20 protein-coding genes are annotated in these 19,487 nt (G+C 28.4%); 7 read left to right on the forward strand and 13 right to left on the reverse strand.

What is annotated here, in order from left to right; genetic code table 11:
• Positions 1 to 61: 61 nt before the first annotated feature.
• Entirely contained in the window at positions 62 to 895 is an 834-nt protein-coding gene (gene lptB / locus EPJ79_RS00130) for an LPS export ABC transporter ATP-binding protein (RefSeq protein WP_147717190.1), read from the reverse strand.
• Between the two features lie 232 nt (positions 896 to 1,127).
• Between lptB and EPJ79_RS00135 the strand changes: the two genes are divergently transcribed.
• From EPJ79_RS00135 to EPJ79_RS00150, 4 genes are read left to right on the forward strand one after another with little or no spacing between them, the layout of a single operon-like run.
• Complete coding sequence (locus tag EPJ79_RS00135) at positions 1,128 to 1,562, forward strand: flavodoxin domain-containing protein (protein WP_147737973.1); 435 nt, start codon at positions 1,128 to 1,130, stop codon at positions 1,560 to 1,562.
• 21 nt (positions 1,563 to 1,583) lie between these two features.
• The gene (locus tag EPJ79_RS00140; protein ID WP_147560332.1) at positions 1,584 to 2,198 is read left to right on the forward strand and encodes a cytidylate kinase-like family protein; all 615 of its coding nucleotides are present in this window, start codon (positions 1,584 to 1,586) and stop codon (positions 2,196 to 2,198) included.
• A 27-nt stretch (positions 2,199 to 2,225) separates the two neighbouring features.
• Positions 2,226 to 3,458, forward strand: coding sequence for a DegT/DnrJ/EryC1/StrS family aminotransferase (locus EPJ79_RS00145; RefSeq protein WP_147737974.1), 1,233 nt, complete (start codon positions 2,226 to 2,228; stop codon positions 3,456 to 3,458).
• Positions 3,459 to 3,508: 50 nt separating this feature from the next.
• Positions 3,509 to 4,477 (forward strand): sulfurtransferase, encoded by a 969-nt coding sequence (locus EPJ79_RS00150; protein WP_147737975.1) that lies wholly within the window; start codon positions 3,509 to 3,511, stop codon positions 4,475 to 4,477.
• Between the two features lie 524 nt (positions 4,478 to 5,001).
• On the opposite strand, the gene EPJ79_RS00160 is transcribed toward EPJ79_RS00150, so the two are convergent.
• From EPJ79_RS00160 to EPJ79_RS00175, 4 genes are all read right to left on the reverse strand, one after another.
• Positions 5,002 to 5,412: a rhodanese-like domain-containing protein gene (locus EPJ79_RS00160; RefSeq protein WP_147737977.1), complete on the reverse strand. Its 411-nt coding sequence runs from the start codon at positions 5,410 to 5,412 to the stop codon at positions 5,002 to 5,004.
• 109 nt (positions 5,413 to 5,521) lie between these two features.
• Positions 5,522 to 6,403 carry a hypothetical protein gene (locus EPJ79_RS00165; RefSeq protein ID WP_147737978.1) on the reverse strand — a complete coding sequence of 294 codons (882 nt, stop codon included), beginning with the start codon at positions 6,401 to 6,403 and terminating at the stop codon, positions 5,522 to 5,524.
• 20 nt (positions 6,404 to 6,423) lie between these two features.
• Positions 6,424 to 6,765: a hypothetical protein gene (locus tag EPJ79_RS00170; RefSeq protein WP_147737979.1), complete on the reverse strand. Its 342-nt coding sequence runs from the start codon at positions 6,763 to 6,765 to the stop codon at positions 6,424 to 6,426.
• 89 nt (positions 6,766 to 6,854) lie between these two features.
• Complete coding sequence (locus EPJ79_RS00175; protein ID WP_147737980.1) at positions 6,855 to 7,295, reverse strand: hypothetical protein; 441 nt, start codon at positions 7,293 to 7,295, stop codon at positions 6,855 to 6,857.
• Between the two features lie 433 nt (positions 7,296 to 7,728).
• Between EPJ79_RS00175 and EPJ79_RS00180 the strand changes: the two genes are divergently transcribed.
• Genes EPJ79_RS00180 through EPJ79_RS00190 form a run of 3 tightly spaced genes read left to right on the forward strand, consistent with a single transcriptional unit; the run spans position 7,729 to position 10,347 of the window.
• The gene (locus EPJ79_RS00180) at positions 7,729 to 8,964 is read left to right on the forward strand and encodes a peptidase U32 family protein (RefSeq protein WP_147737981.1); all 1,236 of its coding nucleotides are present in this window, start codon (positions 7,729 to 7,731) and stop codon (positions 8,962 to 8,964) included.
• Positions 8,965 to 8,978: 14 nt separating this feature from the next.
• Positions 8,979 to 9,386, forward strand: a complete 408-nt coding sequence (ruvX, locus tag EPJ79_RS00185; protein ID WP_147737982.1) for a Holliday junction resolvase RuvX — start codon at positions 8,979 to 8,981, stop codon at positions 9,384 to 9,386.
• 4 nt (positions 9,387 to 9,390) lie between these two features.
• Complete coding sequence (locus tag EPJ79_RS00190; protein WP_147737983.1) at positions 9,391 to 10,347, forward strand: tRNA dihydrouridine synthase; 957 nt, start codon at positions 9,391 to 9,393, stop codon at positions 10,345 to 10,347.
• 93 nt (positions 10,348 to 10,440) lie between these two features.
• Here EPJ79_RS00190 and EPJ79_RS00195 read toward each other — a convergent pair whose 3' ends face one another.
• The 8 genes from EPJ79_RS00195 to EPJ79_RS00230 form a co-directional block, all read right to left on the reverse strand.
• The gene (locus tag EPJ79_RS00195) at positions 10,441 to 11,109 is read right to left on the reverse strand and encodes a HEAT repeat domain-containing protein (protein ID WP_147526539.1); all 669 of its coding nucleotides are present in this window, start codon (positions 11,107 to 11,109) and stop codon (positions 10,441 to 10,443) included.
• Positions 11,110 to 11,193: 84 nt separating this feature from the next.
• On the reverse strand, positions 11,194 to 12,084 hold the full coding sequence (locus tag EPJ79_RS00200) for a hypothetical protein (RefSeq protein WP_147737984.1): 891 nt from the start codon (positions 12,082 to 12,084) through the stop codon (positions 11,194 to 11,196).
• A 10-nt stretch (positions 12,085 to 12,094) separates the two neighbouring features.
• On the reverse strand, positions 12,095 to 13,999 hold the full coding sequence (gene nadE / locus EPJ79_RS00205) for an NAD(+) synthase (RefSeq protein WP_147737985.1): 1,905 nt from the start codon (positions 13,997 to 13,999) through the stop codon (positions 12,095 to 12,097).
• Between the two features lie 27 nt (positions 14,000 to 14,026).
• The gene (pnp, locus tag EPJ79_RS00210; protein WP_147737986.1) at positions 14,027 to 16,189 is read right to left on the reverse strand and encodes a polyribonucleotide nucleotidyltransferase; all 2,163 of its coding nucleotides are present in this window, start codon (positions 16,187 to 16,189) and stop codon (positions 14,027 to 14,029) included.
• Positions 16,190 to 16,258: 69 nt separating this feature from the next.
• Complete coding sequence (rpsO, locus tag EPJ79_RS00215; RefSeq protein ID WP_021958684.1) at positions 16,259 to 16,528, reverse strand: 30S ribosomal protein S15; 270 nt, start codon at positions 16,526 to 16,528, stop codon at positions 16,259 to 16,261.
• Positions 16,501 to 17,427 (reverse strand): bifunctional riboflavin kinase/FAD synthetase, encoded by a 927-nt coding sequence (locus tag EPJ79_RS00220; RefSeq protein ID WP_147737987.1) that lies wholly within the window; start codon positions 17,425 to 17,427, stop codon positions 16,501 to 16,503. Before EPJ79_RS00220 ends, rpsO begins: the two co-directional genes overlap by 28 nt.
• 23 nt (positions 17,428 to 17,450) lie before the next feature.
• Positions 17,451 to 18,278, reverse strand: a complete 828-nt coding sequence (locus EPJ79_RS00225) for a hypothetical protein (RefSeq protein WP_147737988.1) — start codon at positions 18,276 to 18,278, stop codon at positions 17,451 to 17,453.
• Positions 18,279 to 18,525: 247 nt separating this feature from the next.
• A complete protein-coding gene (locus EPJ79_RS00230) occupies positions 18,526 to 19,476 on the reverse strand; it encodes a CobW family GTP-binding protein (protein ID WP_147737989.1) in 951 nt (316 codons plus the stop codon).
• Positions 19,477 to 19,487 lie beyond the last annotated feature (11 nt).

Here is a 19,487-nt window from a genome sequence, read left to right on the forward strand (position 1 = left end):
TGAAAGAAAGAATTATTATAATTATTTTTTATTTTATATTATTAAATTTTATATTATCAAATTACATAGTAAAAGATTCGCCCAAATAAACCTTACGAGCAAGCGGGTTGTTTACAATATCTTCGGGAGTTCCTTGAACTAATATTTTTCCGTTTCCCATTATATAAGCTCTGTCGGTTATTCTTAAAGTTTCTCTAACATTATGGTCGGTTATCAAAATTCCCAAACCTTTAGCTTTCAATGACGCTATAATATTTTGTATATCGATAACGGCTATAGGGTCGACTCCCGCAAAAGGTTCGTCAAGCAAAATAAATTTAGGATTTACTGTTAATGCTCTTGCTATCTCGCATCTTCGTCTTTCTCCTCCCGAGAGAGTATAGCCTTTTTGTTTTCTAACATGATTTATATTAAATTCCGATAAAAGTTGGTCGGCAATATACATTCTGTCTTTTGGAGTTAATGTTTTATTATATTCCAAAATTGCAAGTAAATTATCTTCAACCGAAAGTTTTCTAAAAATAGACGCTTCTTGAGGCAAATATCCTATTCCAAGTTGCGCTCTTTTATACATATGCAAACCTGTTAATTCAATATCGTTCAAAAAAACTTGTCCTTTAGTCGCCGTAACAAAACCTACCGTAATATAAAAGCTTGTCGTCTTTCCCGCTCCGTTCGGTCCCAAAAGTCCGACAACCTCGCCTTGTTTAACGCCGTAAGAAATATCTTCTATAATTTTTCTCTTTCCATAAAATTTAGTAAGACTAACGGCTCGTATTTCTGAAGGATGTTCTTTATCGTTATTAAAAAAGTTTTTAGCCCTTTCAGAAACTTCATTACGATTAGATTTATTATTATCATTATTATTATTTTTATCTTTTTTTTTGAAAAACATAAACTATATTCCGATTTCAAATCTATGAAATAAATTAATTAAAAATATTATAACTTAAAATAAAAAAAATGATAGTTTAAATAAATAAAATACTTGTTTTTATCGCTACAAAATATAATTTAAATAACGATATAATTATAAAATTTATTTAATAATAATTCAAATTAATATCTTGACAAATAGAATATTATAATTATAATTTTAGAAATATTTAATAAACGGATTAAAAAATATGCCTAAAAAAATAGCTATTGTAGTTTGGAGTAAAACGGGAAATACCAAACTTATGGCTGATAGCGTAAAAAAAGGCGTTGAAGAAGCGGGATTTGATGCGGATATTTTCAAAGCGTATAGTTTTAATTTTGAAATAGTTAAAAATTATGATAAAATAGCTCTCGGATGTCCAGCTATGGGTTCGGAAACTTTAGAGGATACGGAATTTTTGCCTATGTATGAAAATATTAAACCTTATTTGAAAGATAAAAAAGTATTTTTCTTCGGTTCTTACGGTTGGGGAGATGGAAAATGGATGCAAGATTGGGAAGAAGACGCTATTAAAAATGGAATAAAATTATTTAGAAAATCTATAATAGCCAAAGAAAAACCAAATAAAGAAATACTTGATGCATGTTTTCAAGCGGGTATAGATTTAGCTAACGCTTTATAAATTTAAATATTGGAGATTTTTATGGATAGAAAAATTATTATAACTATAAGCAGAGAATTTGGAAGCGGCGGAAGATATATTGGCGAAACCGTTGCAAATAAATTAAATATACCTTTTTACGATAAAGCTATAATTGAAATGGCTTCGGAAAAAACGGGATTTTCGCCCGATTATATAAAAGAAAACGAACAGAAATTAACGGGAACGCCATTATTTAATTTTGCAGTTTCGGGTTCTTATGCGGGAAATATGGTATTTGGAAATGGAGAATCTTTACAAGATACTATGTTTTTTGCTCAAAGTAATGTTATTAAAGAAGTGGCTTCAAAACATTCATGCGTTATAGTCGGAAGATGCGCAAATCATGTTTTGGAAAAATTTGACGATTGCATAAATATTTTTATATATTCAAATATTGAAAGCAAAATAAAAAGAGCGGTTGAAGAATATAAATTAGATAGCAATAATATTGAAAAAATACTTAAAGAAAGAGATAAATTGAGAGAAAAACATTACAATTATTATACGGGAAAAGTTTGGGGAGATGCAAGAAATTATCATGCATGTTTTAATAGCGATTTTATAGGCATAAATAATGTAGTCGATATAATAGAAAAAATGGCGATTAATAGATAATATATAAAATTAATATAAGATAAATTAATGAAAAAAAATATTCCATTTTCACCTCCAGATATAACCGAAAGCGAAATAAACGCGGTAGTTAAAGTATTAAAATCGGGTTGGATTACAAGCGGAGAGGTTAATAAAGAATTTGAAGAAGAATTATCAAAATATATTGAAGTAAAAAAAGTAAAATTACTTTCAAGCGCGACTTCTTCAATGGAGCTTGCATTAAAAATATTCGGCATTGGCAAAGGAGACGAGGTTATAGTTCCCGCTTATACTTACGCGTCAACTTCAAATGTGGCGATTCATCTTGGAGCTAAAGTCGTTTTTATAGACGCTAATAAAAATAACGATTTCAATATAGATTTAAAAAAATTAGAAAATGCAATAACCGAAAAAACAAAAGCTATTATATCGGTAGACATAGGCGGAATTCCTTGCGATTACGATAATATTAAAAATATTTTAGAAAATAAAAAGCATTTATTTAAACCTTCTCAAAATAAATATCAAAAAGAATTGAAAAGAATTTTATTTTTATCTGACGCCGCTCATTCTATAGGCGCGATTTATAAAGATAAAAGAGTCGGAAGTCAAGCGGATTTTACTTCGTTTTCTTTTCATGCGGTAAAAAATATAACGACTGCGGAAGGCGGAGCTTTAGCATTTAACGATATTGGAAATATAAAAGCGGATAAAATATATAAAGAAATTTCTATTTGGGCATTAAACGGACAAAATAAAAGCGCTTTAGATAAAGAAAAAGGCGGCAAAAATTCTTGGAAATATAATATAGAATGCATAGGCTATAAATGTAATTTGAGCGATTTGCATGCGGCTGTTGGTTTATCGCAATTAAGAAGATATAATAAAATGCTTGAAAACAGAAAAAAAATCGCATGCATTTATAACGATATATTAAGCAAAAACGAAAAAATAATTCTGCCAAAATTAAAAAACGAAAGCATAGAATCTTCTTATCATTTATATATGATTAGAATAAAAGATTTTGAAGAAAAAAACAGAGATTTATTTATTGAAAAAATGTTTGAGCTTGGAATAATATTAAATGTTCATTATTTGCCTTTGCCGTTTCAAAAAGCTTATATTGATTTAGGTTATAATATTAAAAATTACGATAACGCTTATAATCTTTATAAGAATGAGATTACATTGCCTTTATATAGTTCTTTAAGTGAAGAGGATGCGAGATATATTGCAAATAATATAATCGAATATTTGAATAAAGCGAATATTGAAAAATAATTAAAATATAATAAAATGTAATAATTAATTTATATTATTAAGAGGTAATTATGTATAAAAAAATATTTATTTTAATTTTGTTTTTATTAATAACTTCATGTAAAAATAAAAATGAAGCGTCTAAAAATAGCGATATAGAATTAGCTAAAAATATAGATAAAATTCAAGTGTATGTAGAGCCTAATTGGGTAAAAAGCGTAATAGACGGAAACCAACCGCAATCTTCTAATTATGTAATATTGGAAGCTTCATGGGGAGAGCCGAGTTCGGATTATAAAAAATCTCATATTCAGGGAGCATTGCATATAAATACCGATTTAATAGAAGAGCCTAAATATTGGAATATTAGAACTCCTGAAGAAATAGAACAAGTTATGAAAGATTTTGGCATATCGAAAAATACAACTGTTATAATATACGGGGAGCCTTCTCCCGCCGCTAGGGTAGCGATAACTTTACTTTGGGCTGGAGTAGACGAAGTTCATATATTAGACGGAGGATTAAAATCATGGATTAATGCTGGTTATAAAACTTCAAATAATACAGAAAAAGCTTTTCCTATAGAAGATACTGGCGTTATAGTTCCAGCTCATCCCGAATATATTATATCTTTTCCTGAAGAGATAATTGAAAAACAAAAAGACGCTAATTTTAAATTGGTAAGCATAAGAAGTTGGGACGAGTTTATAGGAAAGATAAGCGGATATAGTTATATAGAAAGAAAAGGCGAGCCTAAAGGAGCGGTATGGGGAAGAGACGAATTTGACTATATTGACACAAATGGCAAAGTTATAAGTATAGAAGAAGCTCAAAAAATATGGAGTGAATGGAGCGTTTCAAAAGAAAATGAAATTTCATTTTATTGCGGAACAGGTTGGAGAGCGTCTATACCTTTTTTAATAGCTTATCAGAACGGCTGGACTAATATTAGTTTGTATGACGGCGGTTGGTATGTATGGCAAATGAATTCTAAATTACCGATACAATTAGGAAATCCGAAAGAAATTACAAACAAATAATTTTATAAAGCTTTTTTAATTGAGTAAATTATCGCTTTTATAAATTCTATTATATATACAATAAGAAAAATTAAACTTATATAATAGTAAGTTAATATTTTATCGATTGAAAAATATTTTAAAAATATAATAAAAATCAAACCTAAAAGTATTAATGAAATATTTATTATATAAAAATATTTTTTATGCGGATAAATTAATTTTTTATTTTTTCTAAAAATAACGATGTTGATTATTGCAAATATTAAGATTAAAAATATTATAAGGCATAATATATTTATTATATTTTCCATGTTATATATGTCGTTTAGTTTATTATTTTTATAAATGAAATGTCGCATAACTCCCATTTTCTTACGAGATAAAAAATTTAGAATATATGCAAATATTAAAAGAATTATTTGAAATATACTTAAGGCTATAAAAAATAATTTTTTCATAAAAATAAAACTAACACAAATTTAAGGAACGAATTATTTAATATAACCGTTCCCTAATACAAAAAACAAATTAAAATTTATGGACTATTTAGACAGAGCTTTAGAAAACTCTTCGTATCCAGCATTATTTAAATTATTTATATTGCTAAATCCCATCTCCGCCATTATTTTAGAAGCCTGCCCAGAACGATTGCCAGACTTACAGAAAAGTATATATTCTTTATCTTTGTCTAAAGCGGATATTTTTTCTTTAAAATCAGAAGCTTTAAAATCTATATTAATAGAATTTTCTATAGCTCCCGTTTGCGCTATTTCGTCTGGAGTTCTAACATCTATAACTATAATATCGGGATTTGCTTCCAATAAAATTATAACCTCTTCTACGGTTAGATTTTTAAAACTCTCTTCGTTTTGATTGCTTTCTTGCTTACTTTTACAACTTGTAAAAAATAAAATTGATAAAAATAAACATATAATAGTTTTAATATTTTTCATAATATTAACTCCTTTTTATAAAATCGATAATTATAATAGCATATAAAATAAATATTTCAATAAAAAAACTAAATATTATTTTTTAATTTAATTATTAAAATAATTTTATTTATTGAATAATTTTAAAAGAACTTCCAAATGTTATTCCAAAATCTAATTTTGAAAAATTATATTTATTATAAATATCGCCGTTTCCATACACTCCAACAACTCCGTATCCTTTATCGTTTCGAGGAAGTTGAGAGTTTAAAAAATCTGTGTCGTATTTCATTCCAAAATTATAATTTATATAAGCGCCCAATACTACTCCAACTTCTATATTTTTTTCTTTCATAGAAAAAACCTCATATTCTACGGTTAATTTTATATATGGCGCGAAAGGAACTCTAAAAAGTTTACGCAAATCTTCATAACTAAATTTTTCTTTTGAAGGCATTACCAAAGCGTATTTGCCGCCTTTACCGTCAAAAAATTTTATATCGGCATTAGAAGAGCCTTTTCCAGATATTGGGATTAAAACTCCCGCTCCCCATCCTATTTTAAATTTTTTATAATTATATTTTTCGGCTATTCCTAATAAAAGACAATTAAGTATTAGACTATCAGAATATATTTTATACGAGCGATTTAAATCGTCTTTTCTGCTTTCATATTTTGTGTCTATAGAATAAAAAGAATATCCTATTTCAAGAAGCGAACTTATGCTAAAATTATCATTTATTTTTGCGTTAAACCCCATTTGAGCGTTTAATTTTGCATCAAAACCTATTTTATCAGGCTTAATAGAATCAAAATATATGTGATATACGCTATACATGCCTGGCTGGTAAAATTCATGGTCTCCTTTTAATTTCACATCCGTTTGAGTAAAAGTTTTTGAAGCTCCCAAAAAACCGAATACATTAAATTCTAGCGAAATCGGAGGAATAGCTATACAAAATAAATTTGAAGTTAATATTAATGATATTAGAATTATTAAATATTTTTTCATGAAAACCTCTTTATAAAATATTAATTTTTATAGGACTTAAAAGCAAATCCGCCCGTTATTCCAAAATCTATACTTGAAAAACTATATTTATAATATATATCGTCTGCGGCTAAAGGATTTAAATAAGTTGTTCCGTTTTCTTTATAACTAACTTTTTTAGGCAAATATTTATTTAATTCGGAAACATTGTATTTCATTCCAAAATTATAACTTACATAAGCGCCTAAAATAAACCCAATTTCTACATTTTTAGATTTGAAAGGTAAGAATTCATATTCCATAGTCAATTTTATATATGGAGCTATAGGAGTTTTGAACATTCTTTTTATATCGTTATGATTGAATTCGTTTTTAGTCGGCATAACCAAAGGATAATTTTCTACATATTCCGTTCCGCTATAAAATATTTTCTCTGGATTTGAAGAAATTCCATACCCTGATATTGGGATAATTATGCCCCCCCCAAACCTATGCTAAAATTTTTGAAATAAACTTTTTCAATTATTCCTAAAATTATACTATGAAAAAGCATTTTATCCGTATTCCTATAATCATATAAACGAGGAAAAGGTTTACCGTCATATTTCGTATTTATAGTTAATGGATAATATCCAAATTCAAGGAATTCTCCCAATGTTATTTTATCTTTTATTTCAACTCTAAAACCTAATTGAGAGTATATTGAAGCGTTAAATTTTATATCGCCTTTTATAGTGTCAAAAAATACGGAATAACCTTGCATATAATAACTATCCAAAGGTTTAACATCCGTTTGAGTAAATGTTTTCAAACCTCCTATATTTGCAATAAGGTTAAATTGCGGAGTTATCGATATGCAAAATAAATTTGAAGTTAATGTTAAAAATATTAGAATTATTAAATATTTCTTCATTTTAGTTAAACCTCATTTTTATTTTTTAGATAATTATATATAATTTTTTTATATTGTCAATACATTTTATGATAAAAAAACAATAATATGTTATAATAATATATAATTTCAATTAATATATATGATTATAAAAAATAAGTCAAGTAAAATTTTATATAAATTTTTTATAGATTTAATAATTTATAAACTTTATTTTTAGAATTAACTTTATTAAATATTGATTGTTTAGATTAAAGTTTTGCAATGACAATATTATTATAAAATAAAAAAAGAATAAAAATTTAAATACAATGAAAATAATTTTAAATATTACAAATTAATTGACGCTATATTTATTTGCTAAATTATTAATATTTTTATATATACTTTTTATATATTCTAATATAAAATAATAATTGTTTTATTAATAAATAATTTTAAATAGGATAAATTAATGGAATTACTCGCTCCTGCGGGAAATAAAGAAAAATTAGAAGTCGCTTATCATTATGGAGCTGATGCCGTTTATATAGGCGGAGCTTTATTCAATTTGAGACATCAAAGTAAGAATACGACTCTTGAAGAGCTTTCGGATTGCGTAAAACTTTCAAGAAGTTTAAATAAAAAAATATATTTAACTTTAAACGCTTTTTTGCATGAATACGATAAAGGAAAATTGAAAGATTATTTAAAGGCAATATCGAATATAGGAATAGACGCTTTTATAGTTTCCGATTTGGGAATATTAGAACTTATTAAAGAGATTATTCCAAGCGCAAATATACATATAAGCACGCAGGCTTCGGTTACAAATAGTTATTCCTGCAGAGCTTATGAGAGTTTAGGAGCTTCAAGAATAATACTTGCAAGAGAATTATCTTTAGACGAAATAAAAGAGATAAGAGATAATACGGATTTAGAGCTTGAAACTTTTGTTCATGGAGCGGTTTGCATGGCTTATTCGGGAAGATGCTTATTATCAAATTATATGAACGGAAGAGACGCTAACGGCGGAGATTGTTCTCAAGTTTGCAGATGGAATTTTAAAACTTATATCGAAGAAAAAACTAGACCTGGCGAATTTATGGAATTGGAAGAAGGCGAAAATCATAGCGCAATATTAAGTTCAAAAGATTTGCAAATGGCTGAATATTTAAATCTACTTTCAAAAGCGGGAATCGATTCTATAAAAATTGAAGGCAGAATGAAAAGCGTTTATTATGTTGCAAATGTAGTTAGAGTTTATAGAGTTTTATTAGATTTGCTTAATAGAGTAGGTTATGAAGAATATCCCGAAGCGATAAAAAAAGAGCCTATAGCAAGTTATATAAAAGAACTTTCTACTATAAGCAGAAGAGAAAGCGATACGGGATTTTATTTTAGCAGAGAAGATATAAAACCCGCTTTAAAAGGATACTTAAAAGGCAGAAGATTAATGGGTATGATTGTAGGACAAGAAAAAGAATATTCTAAAATAAATGTTTATAATACTATAAATAAAGGAGATAATCTTATTTATATTGGTAGAGATTTTTTGAATTATAAAGACGATAGATTTTCTTTATATATAAAAAACGAGGAAGGAGATTTTTTTGAAGTCGATATTATAAAAAATATTGATAATGCATATATAAAATCGAGCGTCCATAATTTTAGCAAATACGATATTATAACGGCTGAAGAAGAATAAAGGAAAAATAATAAATGGTATTGGGAGTTGATTTCGGAAAAAAGCGAACGGGAACGGCTTATATGGATATGGAAATAAAAATTCCTTTTCCATGCAAACTTATCGAAGAGAGCAACGCTAGAAAAGTAAAAATGGCTTTAATAAATATAATTGAAGAGAAAAAAATTGACACTGTTATTTTTGGGCTTCCTTTATCGGATGATGGTAAAGAAAACGAATGGTGTTTTGAAATAAGAAGGTTTGCCGATTTTTTGCTTAAAAGCGTTAAAGTTGAAATTGTATTTATAGACGAATACGGAACTTCAAAAGACGCCGAATATATTTTAAGAGGAAAGAAAAAAAGCGTTAAGAAAAAAAGCAACGATTTAATAGCGGCTACATTGATACTTGAAAATTATTTGAATTATTTAAATATAAAATGATAAAATGACTAAAAATATTATAATAGAAAATGTAAATATTCCATCAAGATTTTTTTTAGCTCCAATGGCTGGATATACGGATTATGTTTTTAGAAGATTATGCAGAAGATTTGGAGCGGGACTTCTTACTACCGAACTTGTAAGCGCCGCCGCATTGGCAAGAAAAGTAAAAAAAACTTATAAATATATGGAACATAAAGAGGATGAGCATCCAATTTCTTTGCAAATATTTGGAAACAACGAAGACGATTTTAAAAAAGCGATTGAATTAACCGATTTTAAATATTTTTCTTTTATTGATATTAATATGGGTTGTCCTACAAAAAAAGTGATAAAAAATAATTGCGGAGCGGGATTATTGACTGATATTAATAAAATGATTTCTATTTTGAAGGCGGTAAAAAATGTTTCGCCTTTGCCTGTGAGCGTAAAAATAAGATTAGGATTTAAAAGAGGAGAAGGAGGAGAGATTGAAAGAGCTTTAGCGCTTAAAGAAAATGGCGCATGCTTTTTAACTTTGCATGGAAGATATGCAAGCGATTTATATAGAGGATATGCCGATTGGGAAAAAATAGCGCAAGTAAAAAAAGCTTTAGGAGAAGATTATATATTGATTGGAAATGGAGATATAAAAACAAAAGAAGATGCCAAAAAAGTTTTTGAAAATTATAAAGTTGATGGAATAATGATTGGAAGAGCGGCTATTGGCAATCCTTGGATATTTAGCGAATTAAATAAAATATTTGATAAAGAAGAAAATATTGATAAAAATCTTAAAAGCGTTATTAAAGAACATATAAACGGATGCTGCGAATTTTACGGAGAGATTAGCGGAGTCCATTTTATGCGTAAATTTATAATGAAATATCTTAACGGTTTTAAGATGGAAAATAAAATAAAACTTATGAAATGCGAAAGCAAAGACAAATTATTTGAATTATTAGACGAATTGATTATTTAATTTTTTATTTATTATAAGATAATTTAAAATATTATAAAATAAAAAAACCTATCTATTAAAGATAGGCTTTTTTATCTTTATTGTGAGAAAAATTTATTCTTGCGAATTTTCAGAAGGAGGATTTATATTCCTAATAGCGTCAATAGCAGCTTGTCTAACGGCTAAAAAATATCTGTCATCTTGAGCCAAATAAACCAAATCCGACAAAGATGAAGCGTCTCCTATTTTTCCTAACGCTACGGCGGCTTCGTAAACTATTCCTTGAGTTCTTCCAAGTCTTAATTGAAATAATAAAGAAGGAACGGCTTTAGCGTCTCCTATCTCGCCAAGCGCTTGAATTGCGGCTATTATATTGAAAGTTTCTCTTTCGCTATATAACATGCTTGATATTGCCTTAACGGACGATTCTGATAAAGCGGTTTTTGCGGCTTTTAAAGCTTGATAACGAACTTCAGAATCGGAATTACCGCCATAAGAAGTAGTTAAACCATAGTCTACATATCTGTTAATAGCTTGAATTAATAAATCGCTACTCGCTCCGCTTTCGCTTAAAGCTTGAAAACATAACGCTTTAACTTCGGGACTTCCCATTTCAATGGCGCTTAATAGTAAACTTTCATCCTGACTTGCCAAAGCGTCTACAAAATCTTTTAATAAAGCTTCTCTTGGCTTATTTGCAGAATCTTCGCTTTCTTCTTGAGCGAAAATCGATACGGTAGAAAATACTAATATAAAGATTAAAGTAAATATTTTTTTGAGCATTGCTAACCCCTTAATGTATTAAATTATTTATCAATTATATATTATTATTTAATAATTTGCAATAGATTATTTATAAAAATCTTATTAAAATAATAGGCTTATTTCCGCTCCAATTTTGCTTTCATATCCGAAATAACTTGAAGCTCCTCTCGGTTTTCCATATCCAAATTTTAAAGCTATAGCAAATCTATAAAATTCTATTCCCGCTGCAAGATTTATAGCCGCATGCAAATTTTCTCTTATTCTTATTAAACCTAAATTGTCTTTTTTATCTAAAATTACCGCTAAATTTATTCCCGTTATAAAATTAATTTCTTTGTATAAAGGCAATCTATAATCAAATCCCGTATGAAGTCTGAATATTTGCGGACTATTTCCAACCGTATTATAAGAAAATTCCCATCCTCCGTATATTGTGAAATTATTTATATAATAATAAACCGAAATTGCCGCAAACTCATAACTGCTTCCGCTTCTTATATGAACATCTCCTTTAAAACCGTCAACCAAATGTGTTGATTGATGATACATTGGAATAAATCTTATTTTCAAATTAATTCCCGTAAGATTTTGAAGCCATAAATCTAAAAATAAATCGAATTGTCCTGAAAAATCATAAACATCGAATAATCCGTTTTTTCTTCCAAGTATCGATATTTCCATTCCCGCGCCCATTCCTACTGAAAAATATTTATTTCTATAAAACATTATCTCGCTTGCCACTTTTCCTTCGACATATAAAGAAACCGATTTAAAATCCCAATTAGCTTCGGGAGATATTTTAGTTAAATTCTTTTCCACATTAAAATTTTTTGCAAATAATAATCTTCCTATAAAAGCCCTCGGGTCCTGCCAACCCATATAATATTTATCCGTTTCGTAAACTCTAAAAGGATTTTTAAACTCGTAATCTAAATTGGTTTGAGAATAAAGATTTAAACCAAATATCATAAATAGAAATATAATTTTTTTCATAATGAAACCTTTAATTAAGCAATTTATTTTTTAAATACAAATATTTTGAAGTATAATAAACTCTGTTTTGAGATTCTCTATTTCCAAAACCGAAAGCTCTTCTGCTAATCGCAAGTATCGGAGGCGCTTGTATTCTTTTTGATATTGCCATTCCCATATATTGCCTCCACCATTTTTCCAAATCTTCTATAAATTCCAAATCGTTTTTAAAATATTTTTTTATTATTCCTTTTTCGCATCCTATTTTTTCTTCCAGAGTTTCGTCAATATACATTTGCAAAATATCTTCGGGCAATATTCTATTCCAAGATTCCATCAAAGTTTTAAATAAATAATCATGATAATCGTATTTAATAGGGTCGCCTTTTCCTTCGTCAACCGCTTGAGCGTTTGATAATTCCGCAGATGGAACAATATTTATGCTGCCTTCGGGAATTATTTCTTTTTTGAAAATATTTTTATTTATATATTTTGAAAGTCTGTATATTTGGTATTTCCACAAATCCGCTAAAGCCGCGAAAAATCCCGCTCCGTCTCCGTATAAAGTGGAATAGCCAACCATAGTCTCCGCTTTATTTGCATTGCAAGTAAATACTCCGCCGAAAGAAGCGGCTAATCCCGATAATATTCTTGATGACCTGTCTCTTGCCTGAATATTTTCGGCTATAAAAGAAGATACTTTTAAAAAACTCTCTTCTCCGTCTTTTATAATCTTGCATGTTTCAATTTGTTTTATTGTAAAATCAACCGATTCTTGAATGGGAACTACCATATAAGCGCAACCCAAATTTTCGGCTAAAGTTTTCGCCAAATTTTTTGTAGTGTTAGAATTAAATCTACTCGGCATATTTACAAGCAAAACATTATCTTTGCCGATTGCATTAACATAAACAGCAGAAGATAAAGCGGAATCTATTCCTCCAGAAACTCCTATAACTACTTTATTAATTCCAATCGACTTCATAAATTTTCTTATTCCGTAAATAATCGTATCGTAAATTAATTTGTATTCGTTTTCTTCGTTTATCTTTATAGCTTTTGGAAATTCTTTTTTTGTTAAATTCATTTCTATATAATATAATCTCTCTTCGTATCGGGCAGAGTTTAAAATTATATTTCCGTTATCGTCATATACCGAACTTCCGCCGTCAAAAGTATAAATCGTTTTTCCGTTATTTTGAATGCCGACATTATTAACATATATCAAAGGCTTATTATATTTTTTCGCGATATCAGAATACATTTTATGTCTCTTATCGTCTTTTATTAAAGTATAAGGCGAACTCGAAATATTGATAAAAACATCAACATTTCCGCTTTCGTTTAGGATATCCATAGGAGATAAATTATAATTAGAACTCCAAGCGTCCTCGCAAATAGTCAAACCTAAATTAATTTTCTCTCCGTTAATTTCTATTTCAATGGGCTTAAAATATTCTTTTAAATCAAAATTATCTTCTAAAGCGTTTTCAAAAATCAAATCTTTTAAGCTAAAAAAATGTCTTGTATCTTCAAATTCTTTGTAATTTGGAAGTAATGTTTTTATAATAAAAGGATATGGAATTTTTGAATATGGATTTTTTATAAGTTTTCCGTCTTTCGCTAAAAATAAAGCGTTATATTTTCTAACTCTGCCGTCAAAATTATTTTTATTTCTATCTACCGCTACATTTCCAAATATAACAAAAATATCTTTAGAGGCTTTTATTATCTCATCTCCCAATTCTTCGCATTCTCTTATAAAAGATTCGCTCTCCCACATATCGCCGATTAAATATCCCGATATTGCAAGCTCGGGAAATATTATCATATCGGCTTTATTATTTTTCGCCTCTTCGATATAATTTATAATTCTCGCCGCATTATTCGTTGGCATTGAAGGAATTATTTCAAATTGAGATAGCGCTATTTTCATTTAAATAATCTGATAAATAATTTTAAATTAATATCTTCTTCTGTTATTGTTATGATTATTATTTCGGTTTTTTCTTTCTCTTCTGTTATTGCCTTCTTCTTCCGCATAATCGTCTGGTTTTTCAAGTAAAGCCTTTCTACTCAAAGAATATTTTCCGCCTCTATTGTCTATAATCTTAACTTTAACCGTATCGCCTATTTTAAGAATCTCTTCAACATTCATAACTCTTTTATAAGCTAATTCCGATATATGACAAAGTCCTTCAACTCCTGGCAATATTTCAACAAAAGCTCCAAACTCTTTAATATCTTTAACGACTCCGTCATATACTTCTCCGACTTCAGGGTCTTTAACATAAGAATTTATAAGCTCTATAGTTTTTTCTAAAGTAGGACCGTCTGGAGCGAATATATTTACTATTCCGCTGTCTTGTATTTCTACATCGCTTCCCGTTTCGTCTATTATAGCTTTAATATTTTTTCCTCCAGGACCGATTAATACTCTAATTTTTTCGGGATTAACTTCCATCATTTTAAATTTAGGAGCAAAATCCGATATTTCCGCTGGATTTGATATTGTAGCGTCAATTTTATCCAAAATAAAGAATCTCGCTTTTTTAGCCTGTTCCAAAGCTTCTTTTAATATTTGGGCGGATATTCCCGTGAGTTTTATATCTAATTGAAAAGCCGTTATTCCTTTTCTAGTTCCCGCAACTTTAAAATCCATATCTCCCAAATGGTCTTCAACTCCTTGAATATCGGTTAATATTTTATAGCCGTCTTTATAAGTGGCAAGTCCCATAGCGATTCCAGCAACGCTTGAATTGAGAGGAACTCCCGCCGATAATAAAGACATTGTCGATGCGCAAATTGTAGCCATAGAAGAAGAACCGTTACTTTCTAATATTTCAGCTACAACTCTTATAGTATATGGGAATTTATCTTTTGAAGGCAAAACGGCATTAAATGAGCGTTCGGCTAAATTTCCATGCCCGATTTCTCTTCTGCCTGGCGCTCCGTATCTTCCAACTTCGCCAACTGAAAAAGGCGGAAAATTATAATGAAGCATAAAAGTTTTATTATCTTTTCCGTAAATATCGTCCATTAATTGAGCGTCTTTCTCGCTTCCCAAAGTTATTATTGATAAACATTGAGTTTGTCCTCTTGTAAATAAGCCCGAACCATGAACTCTCGGAATTAAATTTATCATAGTATCGATTTTTCTAATTTCGTCTAAAGCTCTTCCGTCAGGGCGCATACCTTTTTCAACTATCGCTTCTCTGACAATTTCTTCTTCTATAGAATGACAAATTCCTTTAACTTGAGCTATTAATTTTTCATCTTCCGTTTTTGTTTTAATATATTCTTCTATCTCGTTAAAAGCGTTATCCATGCTTTCGTTTCTTTTTTCTTTATCTGGATTATAATTAGCGGCGTTTATTTTTTCTCTTCCGTATTCATTAACCATATTTAATAAATCTTTATCGAATTCAAATAATTCCTGCTCAATCTTTTGAGTTCCGCAAAGATTAGCCATTTCGTTTTGAATATCAATATATTTTTGCATTTCTTTATGAGCAAGTTCTATAGCGCCTATAAAAACTTCTTCTGAAACTTCTTTAGCTTCTCCTTCAATCATCAATATTGCGTCTTTGCTTCCTGCAACTATAATATCCAAATCGCTTTTTAAAAGTTCGCTATTTTTTGGATTTACAATATATTCTCCGTTAATATATCCTATTCTAACCGCCGCAACTGGTCCGCCGAAAGGAATCCATGAAATCGTAAGCGCAGCGCTTGAAGCTATTAAAGCCAAAGCGTCCGTTGGCATATCGGAATCTACCGAAAGAACGGTTGGAATTACTTGAACTTCATTTCTAAAACCTTCTGGAAATAAAGGTCTTAAAGGTCTGTCTATTATTCTAGATATTAATATTTCTTTATCTCTAGGTTTGCCTTCTCTTTTCAAAAATCCGCCTGGAATTTTTCCGCCCGCGTAATATTTTTCATTATAATTTACCGTTAGAGGAAAAAAATCCGATTCTAAATTTGGCTCTTTAGCTGCTACAACCGTAGCCAATATAGTAGTGTTTCCGAGTCTTAAAGTTACCGCGCCATGAGCTTGTTTTGCCAAAAGCCCAGTTTCTAATACCAATTCCTCTCCGCAAAATGAACTTTTTACTGTTACCATTATAATCTACTCCTTTTGATATAAATTAAAACAAAACGGTTTAATAAAATTTAAATTCATGAAAATAAATTATTTTCTTAATTTTAATTTTTGTATAAGATTTTTATAAGCTTCTATGTCGACTTTTCTTAAATAGTTAAGAAGTTTTCTTCTTTTAGCAACCATTTTTAGAAGTCCCATCCTAGAATGATTATCTTTGGTATGAGTCTGAAAATGACCTTTTAAGTAGCTTATTCTATTCGTCAAAAGCGCTATTTGAACTCCTGCCGAACCCGTATCCTTTTCGTTTTTTCCAAATTCTTTAATTATTTTTAGTTTTTCGTCCGCTGTAATAGACATTTTTTCTCCTTTTTAAAAAATTCTCTAACTTTGTATTCGTCTTTTTTAAGCAATAATTTTACTTCTTCTATAGAATTAACTTTTATATTATCTCTTATATATTTAAGAGGAATAATAGTTAATTTCTTGCCATATATCATTCTTGAAAAGTCTAATATATGGCTTTCAACTCTAAGTTCTTTATTAATATTGCTAATGCCAATAAAGGTGAGCGCTTTATAATATTTGCTTCCATTTCCTATTCTAACTATAGAACTATAAACGCCCATTTTAGGAATAAAAATATTATTTGGAATTTCCAAATTTGCGGTTGGATAGCCAATCTTTCTGCCAAGCGCGTTTCCATGAACTATTTCTCCGCTTATAGTATATTCTCTTCCAAGCATTTTATTAGCGTCTTTTATCTTACCGTTTGAAAGGCAATCTCTTATGGATGAACTTGATATTCTATTTCCGTTATTGTTAAGAAATTTAATCACGCTTACTCCAATGCCGCATTCTTTTGAATATTTATACAAAAATTCTATGTCGCCTTCTCTGTCTCTGCCAAATGCAAAATCAAAACCTACGGCTATATGCTTCATACGATAATACTCTATCAATTTATTAAAGAACTCTTTAGCTTCCATTGTATAAAATTCTGGCAAAAAGTCAATAACTATTATATAGTTTATTCCCAATTCTTTTATAAAATTTGTATTTTCTTCTATATTGTAAATTGATAAATTTCTTTTTTTTATAAGAATCGCTATCGAAACGAGATTATTTTTTTTAGCAAAATTAACCGTATATTTTAAAAGTTTTTGATGTCCTTTATGAACGGCGTCAAATTTGCCTATCGTGACAACGCTTTCTTTTTTCAAATCTATATTACAAAATTCATTAACAATTTGGCTCATTTTATTTTTTTAACTCTATTAACCTACTGACTTTTAAACCTTTTTATAATAAACGAAATCATAATTACAAATATCGCTATAAAATATATAAAAGCCGTTATATTCCAAAAATTTAAATTATGCATTAATACATTTGCAATCGTAAAAATAATTTGCATTATTCCGTATATTAAAAATCCCGTAAGCATATTATGGTAAATATATTTTTTTGAATTAAACGATAAACCTAACATATAAAGAGCAAGAAATATAAGAAAAAATTGACTAAATAAAATTAATACTACATGAATTTGACGACTCTCAACCGTAAGATATCTTAAAGATAAATTTAAAAATGGGACTAAACTAAAACCAAAAACCACATCTTTTGAAATGCTCGACAAATAATAAAACATTGACTTTCTTTCGATTTCAACCGAATTTCTTATTTCTAAATTTATTCCGTTAATCTCTTTTACATTGAACATAGATATAGTTTTATTTGAAACATATATATAATCTGCAAAATATATTTTATTATTTAAAAAAGCGTCTATAAGAATTCCGTCTTTATATCCGTTATTAAATAATTTATTGTTAGCCTTCACTATATACTTGTCTACTTTAGTAAAAGTTTTTTCGTTTATATCTAAAAAAGTATTTTCATTTTCTAAAAATTCAATGTTATGATTTCCGATTAAAACATAAAGAGGATAAGATATTACGATTAAAGACAATAATACAATCGTTATAATAGTAGCCGCATAGCCTCTGAATTTATTTAAAGTTCCGATAAATATTATAGATATTACGGATGCGACTACAAATATATAAAATGTATAATTAATAACAAATCTTTTTATTATGTTCATATCAAACTCTTTTAATAAATTATTTATATCTATTACTCTAAAAAAATAGATAAAAAATAATATCGCAAAAGATATAATAAAAAATTTAAGTAGGTATAATAAATTTCTAAATAGCTTCATAGATATATATTATATTATAAAAATAAAAATTCAAGCGTATTTTTTTAATTTTTAATATAAATGTTAACGATTTTTTATAATAAAAAAGAATAGAAAATTTTGATTTACTAAAAAAAATAAAATAAAATTAATGCTTATGAGAATGCTTTATATTTTCCCTATAAACAGGTTGAAAAATCTCTCTCAAAAGTTTTCGATTTAAATTTTTTCCTATAAAAACAATTTCAAGTTCGTCCGTTTCTTTAGCTCCCGTAATCGCGTATCTTTCTCCCGCTACATCAAATCTTAAAAATGATTTCCCGCATTTAATAAACCCTTTAGCTCTTGCAATATCTCCGAATCTCCCTCTTATAATATCTTCTAAAAGAATTAGAAATTGATTTTCGTTTTCAAGTTCGCAACCTTTCATACTTATAGAATCGGGCATTTCTTCGTTTTCTTCGGATTTTACTTTTACAGAATATTTTTCGTCTAAAAAAGATTTTAATATATTTTCCCACCAATCTTTATTTTTCTTGCTATAATGTTCTTTTAATATTTCCACGCTATTAAGCGAAACATTATTTTTTATTAAAAGATTTTCTATTTTTTTTATTAATTCCTCGTTTTCTTCTTTATCTTTCGACTCCATTTTAGAAATTATTATTTTTGAAGCATTAACTAATTGGTCGATATAAATATTATCATAGGAAGAAATAAAAGAATCAAAACTATTTCCGTCTATTACTGTTATTGGTTTAAGAAGAATAATTCTTTCGTATTCTATTTGCCTTATATTGTTTATTATATTTCCTAATTTTGCCACTCCCGTAGGTTCGACTATTAAAAATTCTGGGTCTAATGAATTGGCTATAGTTAGAATAGAAGTTGCAAAATCTTGTTTCATAGAACAGCAAACGCAACCTTCGGTAAGTTCCCAAATATTCATTCCTTCGTCTTTAAGCATATTTGAATCTATATCTACATCGCCGTATTCGTTTTCCATTATAACAAAATCTCTTTTTGTTTTATTTGCCATTTCTTTAATTAAAGTGGTTTTTCCCGCTCCCAAAAATCCCGAAACTATAAGTATTTTCATTAATTTATCCT

Origin of the sequence: Brachyspira aalborgi (assembly GCF_008016455.1) — a bacterium.
GTDB lineage: Bacteria > Spirochaetota > Brachyspiria > Brachyspirales > Brachyspiraceae > Brachyspira > Brachyspira aalborgi.

What these genes read in the sequence shown, in the direction of transcription:
- EPJ79_RS00135 (WP_147737973.1), top strand. Translation starts at nt 1,128, where the DNA reads ATGCCTAAAAAAATAGCTATTGTAGTTTGGAGTAAAACGGGAAATACC.
- EPJ79_RS00145 (WP_147737974.1), top strand. Translation starts at nt 2,226, where the DNA reads ATGAAAAAAAATATTCCATTTTCACCTCCAGATATAACCGAAAGCGAA.
- ruvX (WP_147737982.1), top strand. Translation starts at nt 8,979, where the DNA reads ATGGTATTGGGAGTTGATTTCGGAAAAAAGCGAACGGGAACGGCTTAT.
- nadE (WP_147737985.1), bottom strand. Translation starts at nt 13,999, where the DNA reads ATGAAAATAGCGCTATCTCAATTTGAAATAATTCCTTCAATGCCAACG.
- EPJ79_RS00180 (WP_147737981.1), top strand. Translation starts at nt 7,729, where the DNA reads ATGGAATTACTCGCTCCTGCGGGAAATAAAGAAAAATTAGAAGTCGCT.
- EPJ79_RS00150 (WP_147737975.1), top strand. Translation starts at nt 3,509, where the DNA reads ATGTATAAAAAAATATTTATTTTAATTTTGTTTTTATTAATAACTTCA.
- EPJ79_RS00160 (WP_147737977.1), bottom strand. Translation starts at nt 5,412, where the DNA reads ATGAAAAATATTAAAACTATTATATGTTTATTTTTATCAATTTTATTT.
- lptB (WP_147717190.1), bottom strand. Translation starts at nt 895, where the DNA reads ATGTTTTTCAAAAAAAAAGATAAAAATAATAATAATGATAATAATAAA.
- EPJ79_RS00225 (WP_147737988.1), bottom strand. Translation starts at nt 18,278, where the DNA reads ATGAACATAATAAAAAGATTTGTTATTAATTATACATTTTATATATTT.
- EPJ79_RS00140 (WP_147560332.1), top strand. Translation starts at nt 1,584, where the DNA reads ATGGATAGAAAAATTATTATAACTATAAGCAGAGAATTTGGAAGCGGC.
- EPJ79_RS00175 (WP_147737980.1), bottom strand. Translation starts at nt 7,295, where the DNA reads ATGAAGAAATATTTAATAATTCTAATATTTTTAACATTAACTTCAAAT.
- EPJ79_RS00170 (WP_147737979.1), bottom strand. Translation starts at nt 6,765, where the DNA reads ATGCCGACTAAAAACGAATTCAATCATAACGATATAAAAAGAATGTTC.
- EPJ79_RS00230 (WP_147737989.1), bottom strand. Translation starts at nt 19,476, where the DNA reads ATGAAAATACTTATAGTTTCGGGATTTTTGGGAGCGGGAAAAACCACT.
- pnp (WP_147737986.1), bottom strand. Translation starts at nt 16,189, where the DNA reads ATGGTAACAGTAAAAAGTTCATTTTGCGGAGAGGAATTGGTATTAGAA.
- EPJ79_RS00190 (WP_147737983.1), top strand. Translation starts at nt 9,391, where the DNA reads ATGACTAAAAATATTATAATAGAAAATGTAAATATTCCATCAAGATTT.
- EPJ79_RS00220 (WP_147737987.1), bottom strand. Translation starts at nt 17,427, where the DNA reads ATGAGCCAAATTGTTAATGAATTTTGTAATATAGATTTGAAAAAAGAA.
- EPJ79_RS00165 (WP_147737978.1), bottom strand. Translation starts at nt 6,403, where the DNA reads ATGAAAAAATATTTAATAATTCTAATATCATTAATATTAACTTCAAAT.
- EPJ79_RS00200 (WP_147737984.1), bottom strand. Translation starts at nt 12,084, where the DNA reads ATGAAAAAAATTATATTTCTATTTATGATATTTGGTTTAAATCTTTAT.
- EPJ79_RS00195 (WP_147526539.1), bottom strand. Translation starts at nt 11,109, where the DNA reads ATGCTCAAAAAAATATTTACTTTAATCTTTATATTAGTATTTTCTACC.
- rpsO (WP_021958684.1), bottom strand. Translation starts at nt 16,528, where the DNA reads ATGTCTATTACAGCGGACGAAAAACTAAAAATAATTAAAGAATTTGGA.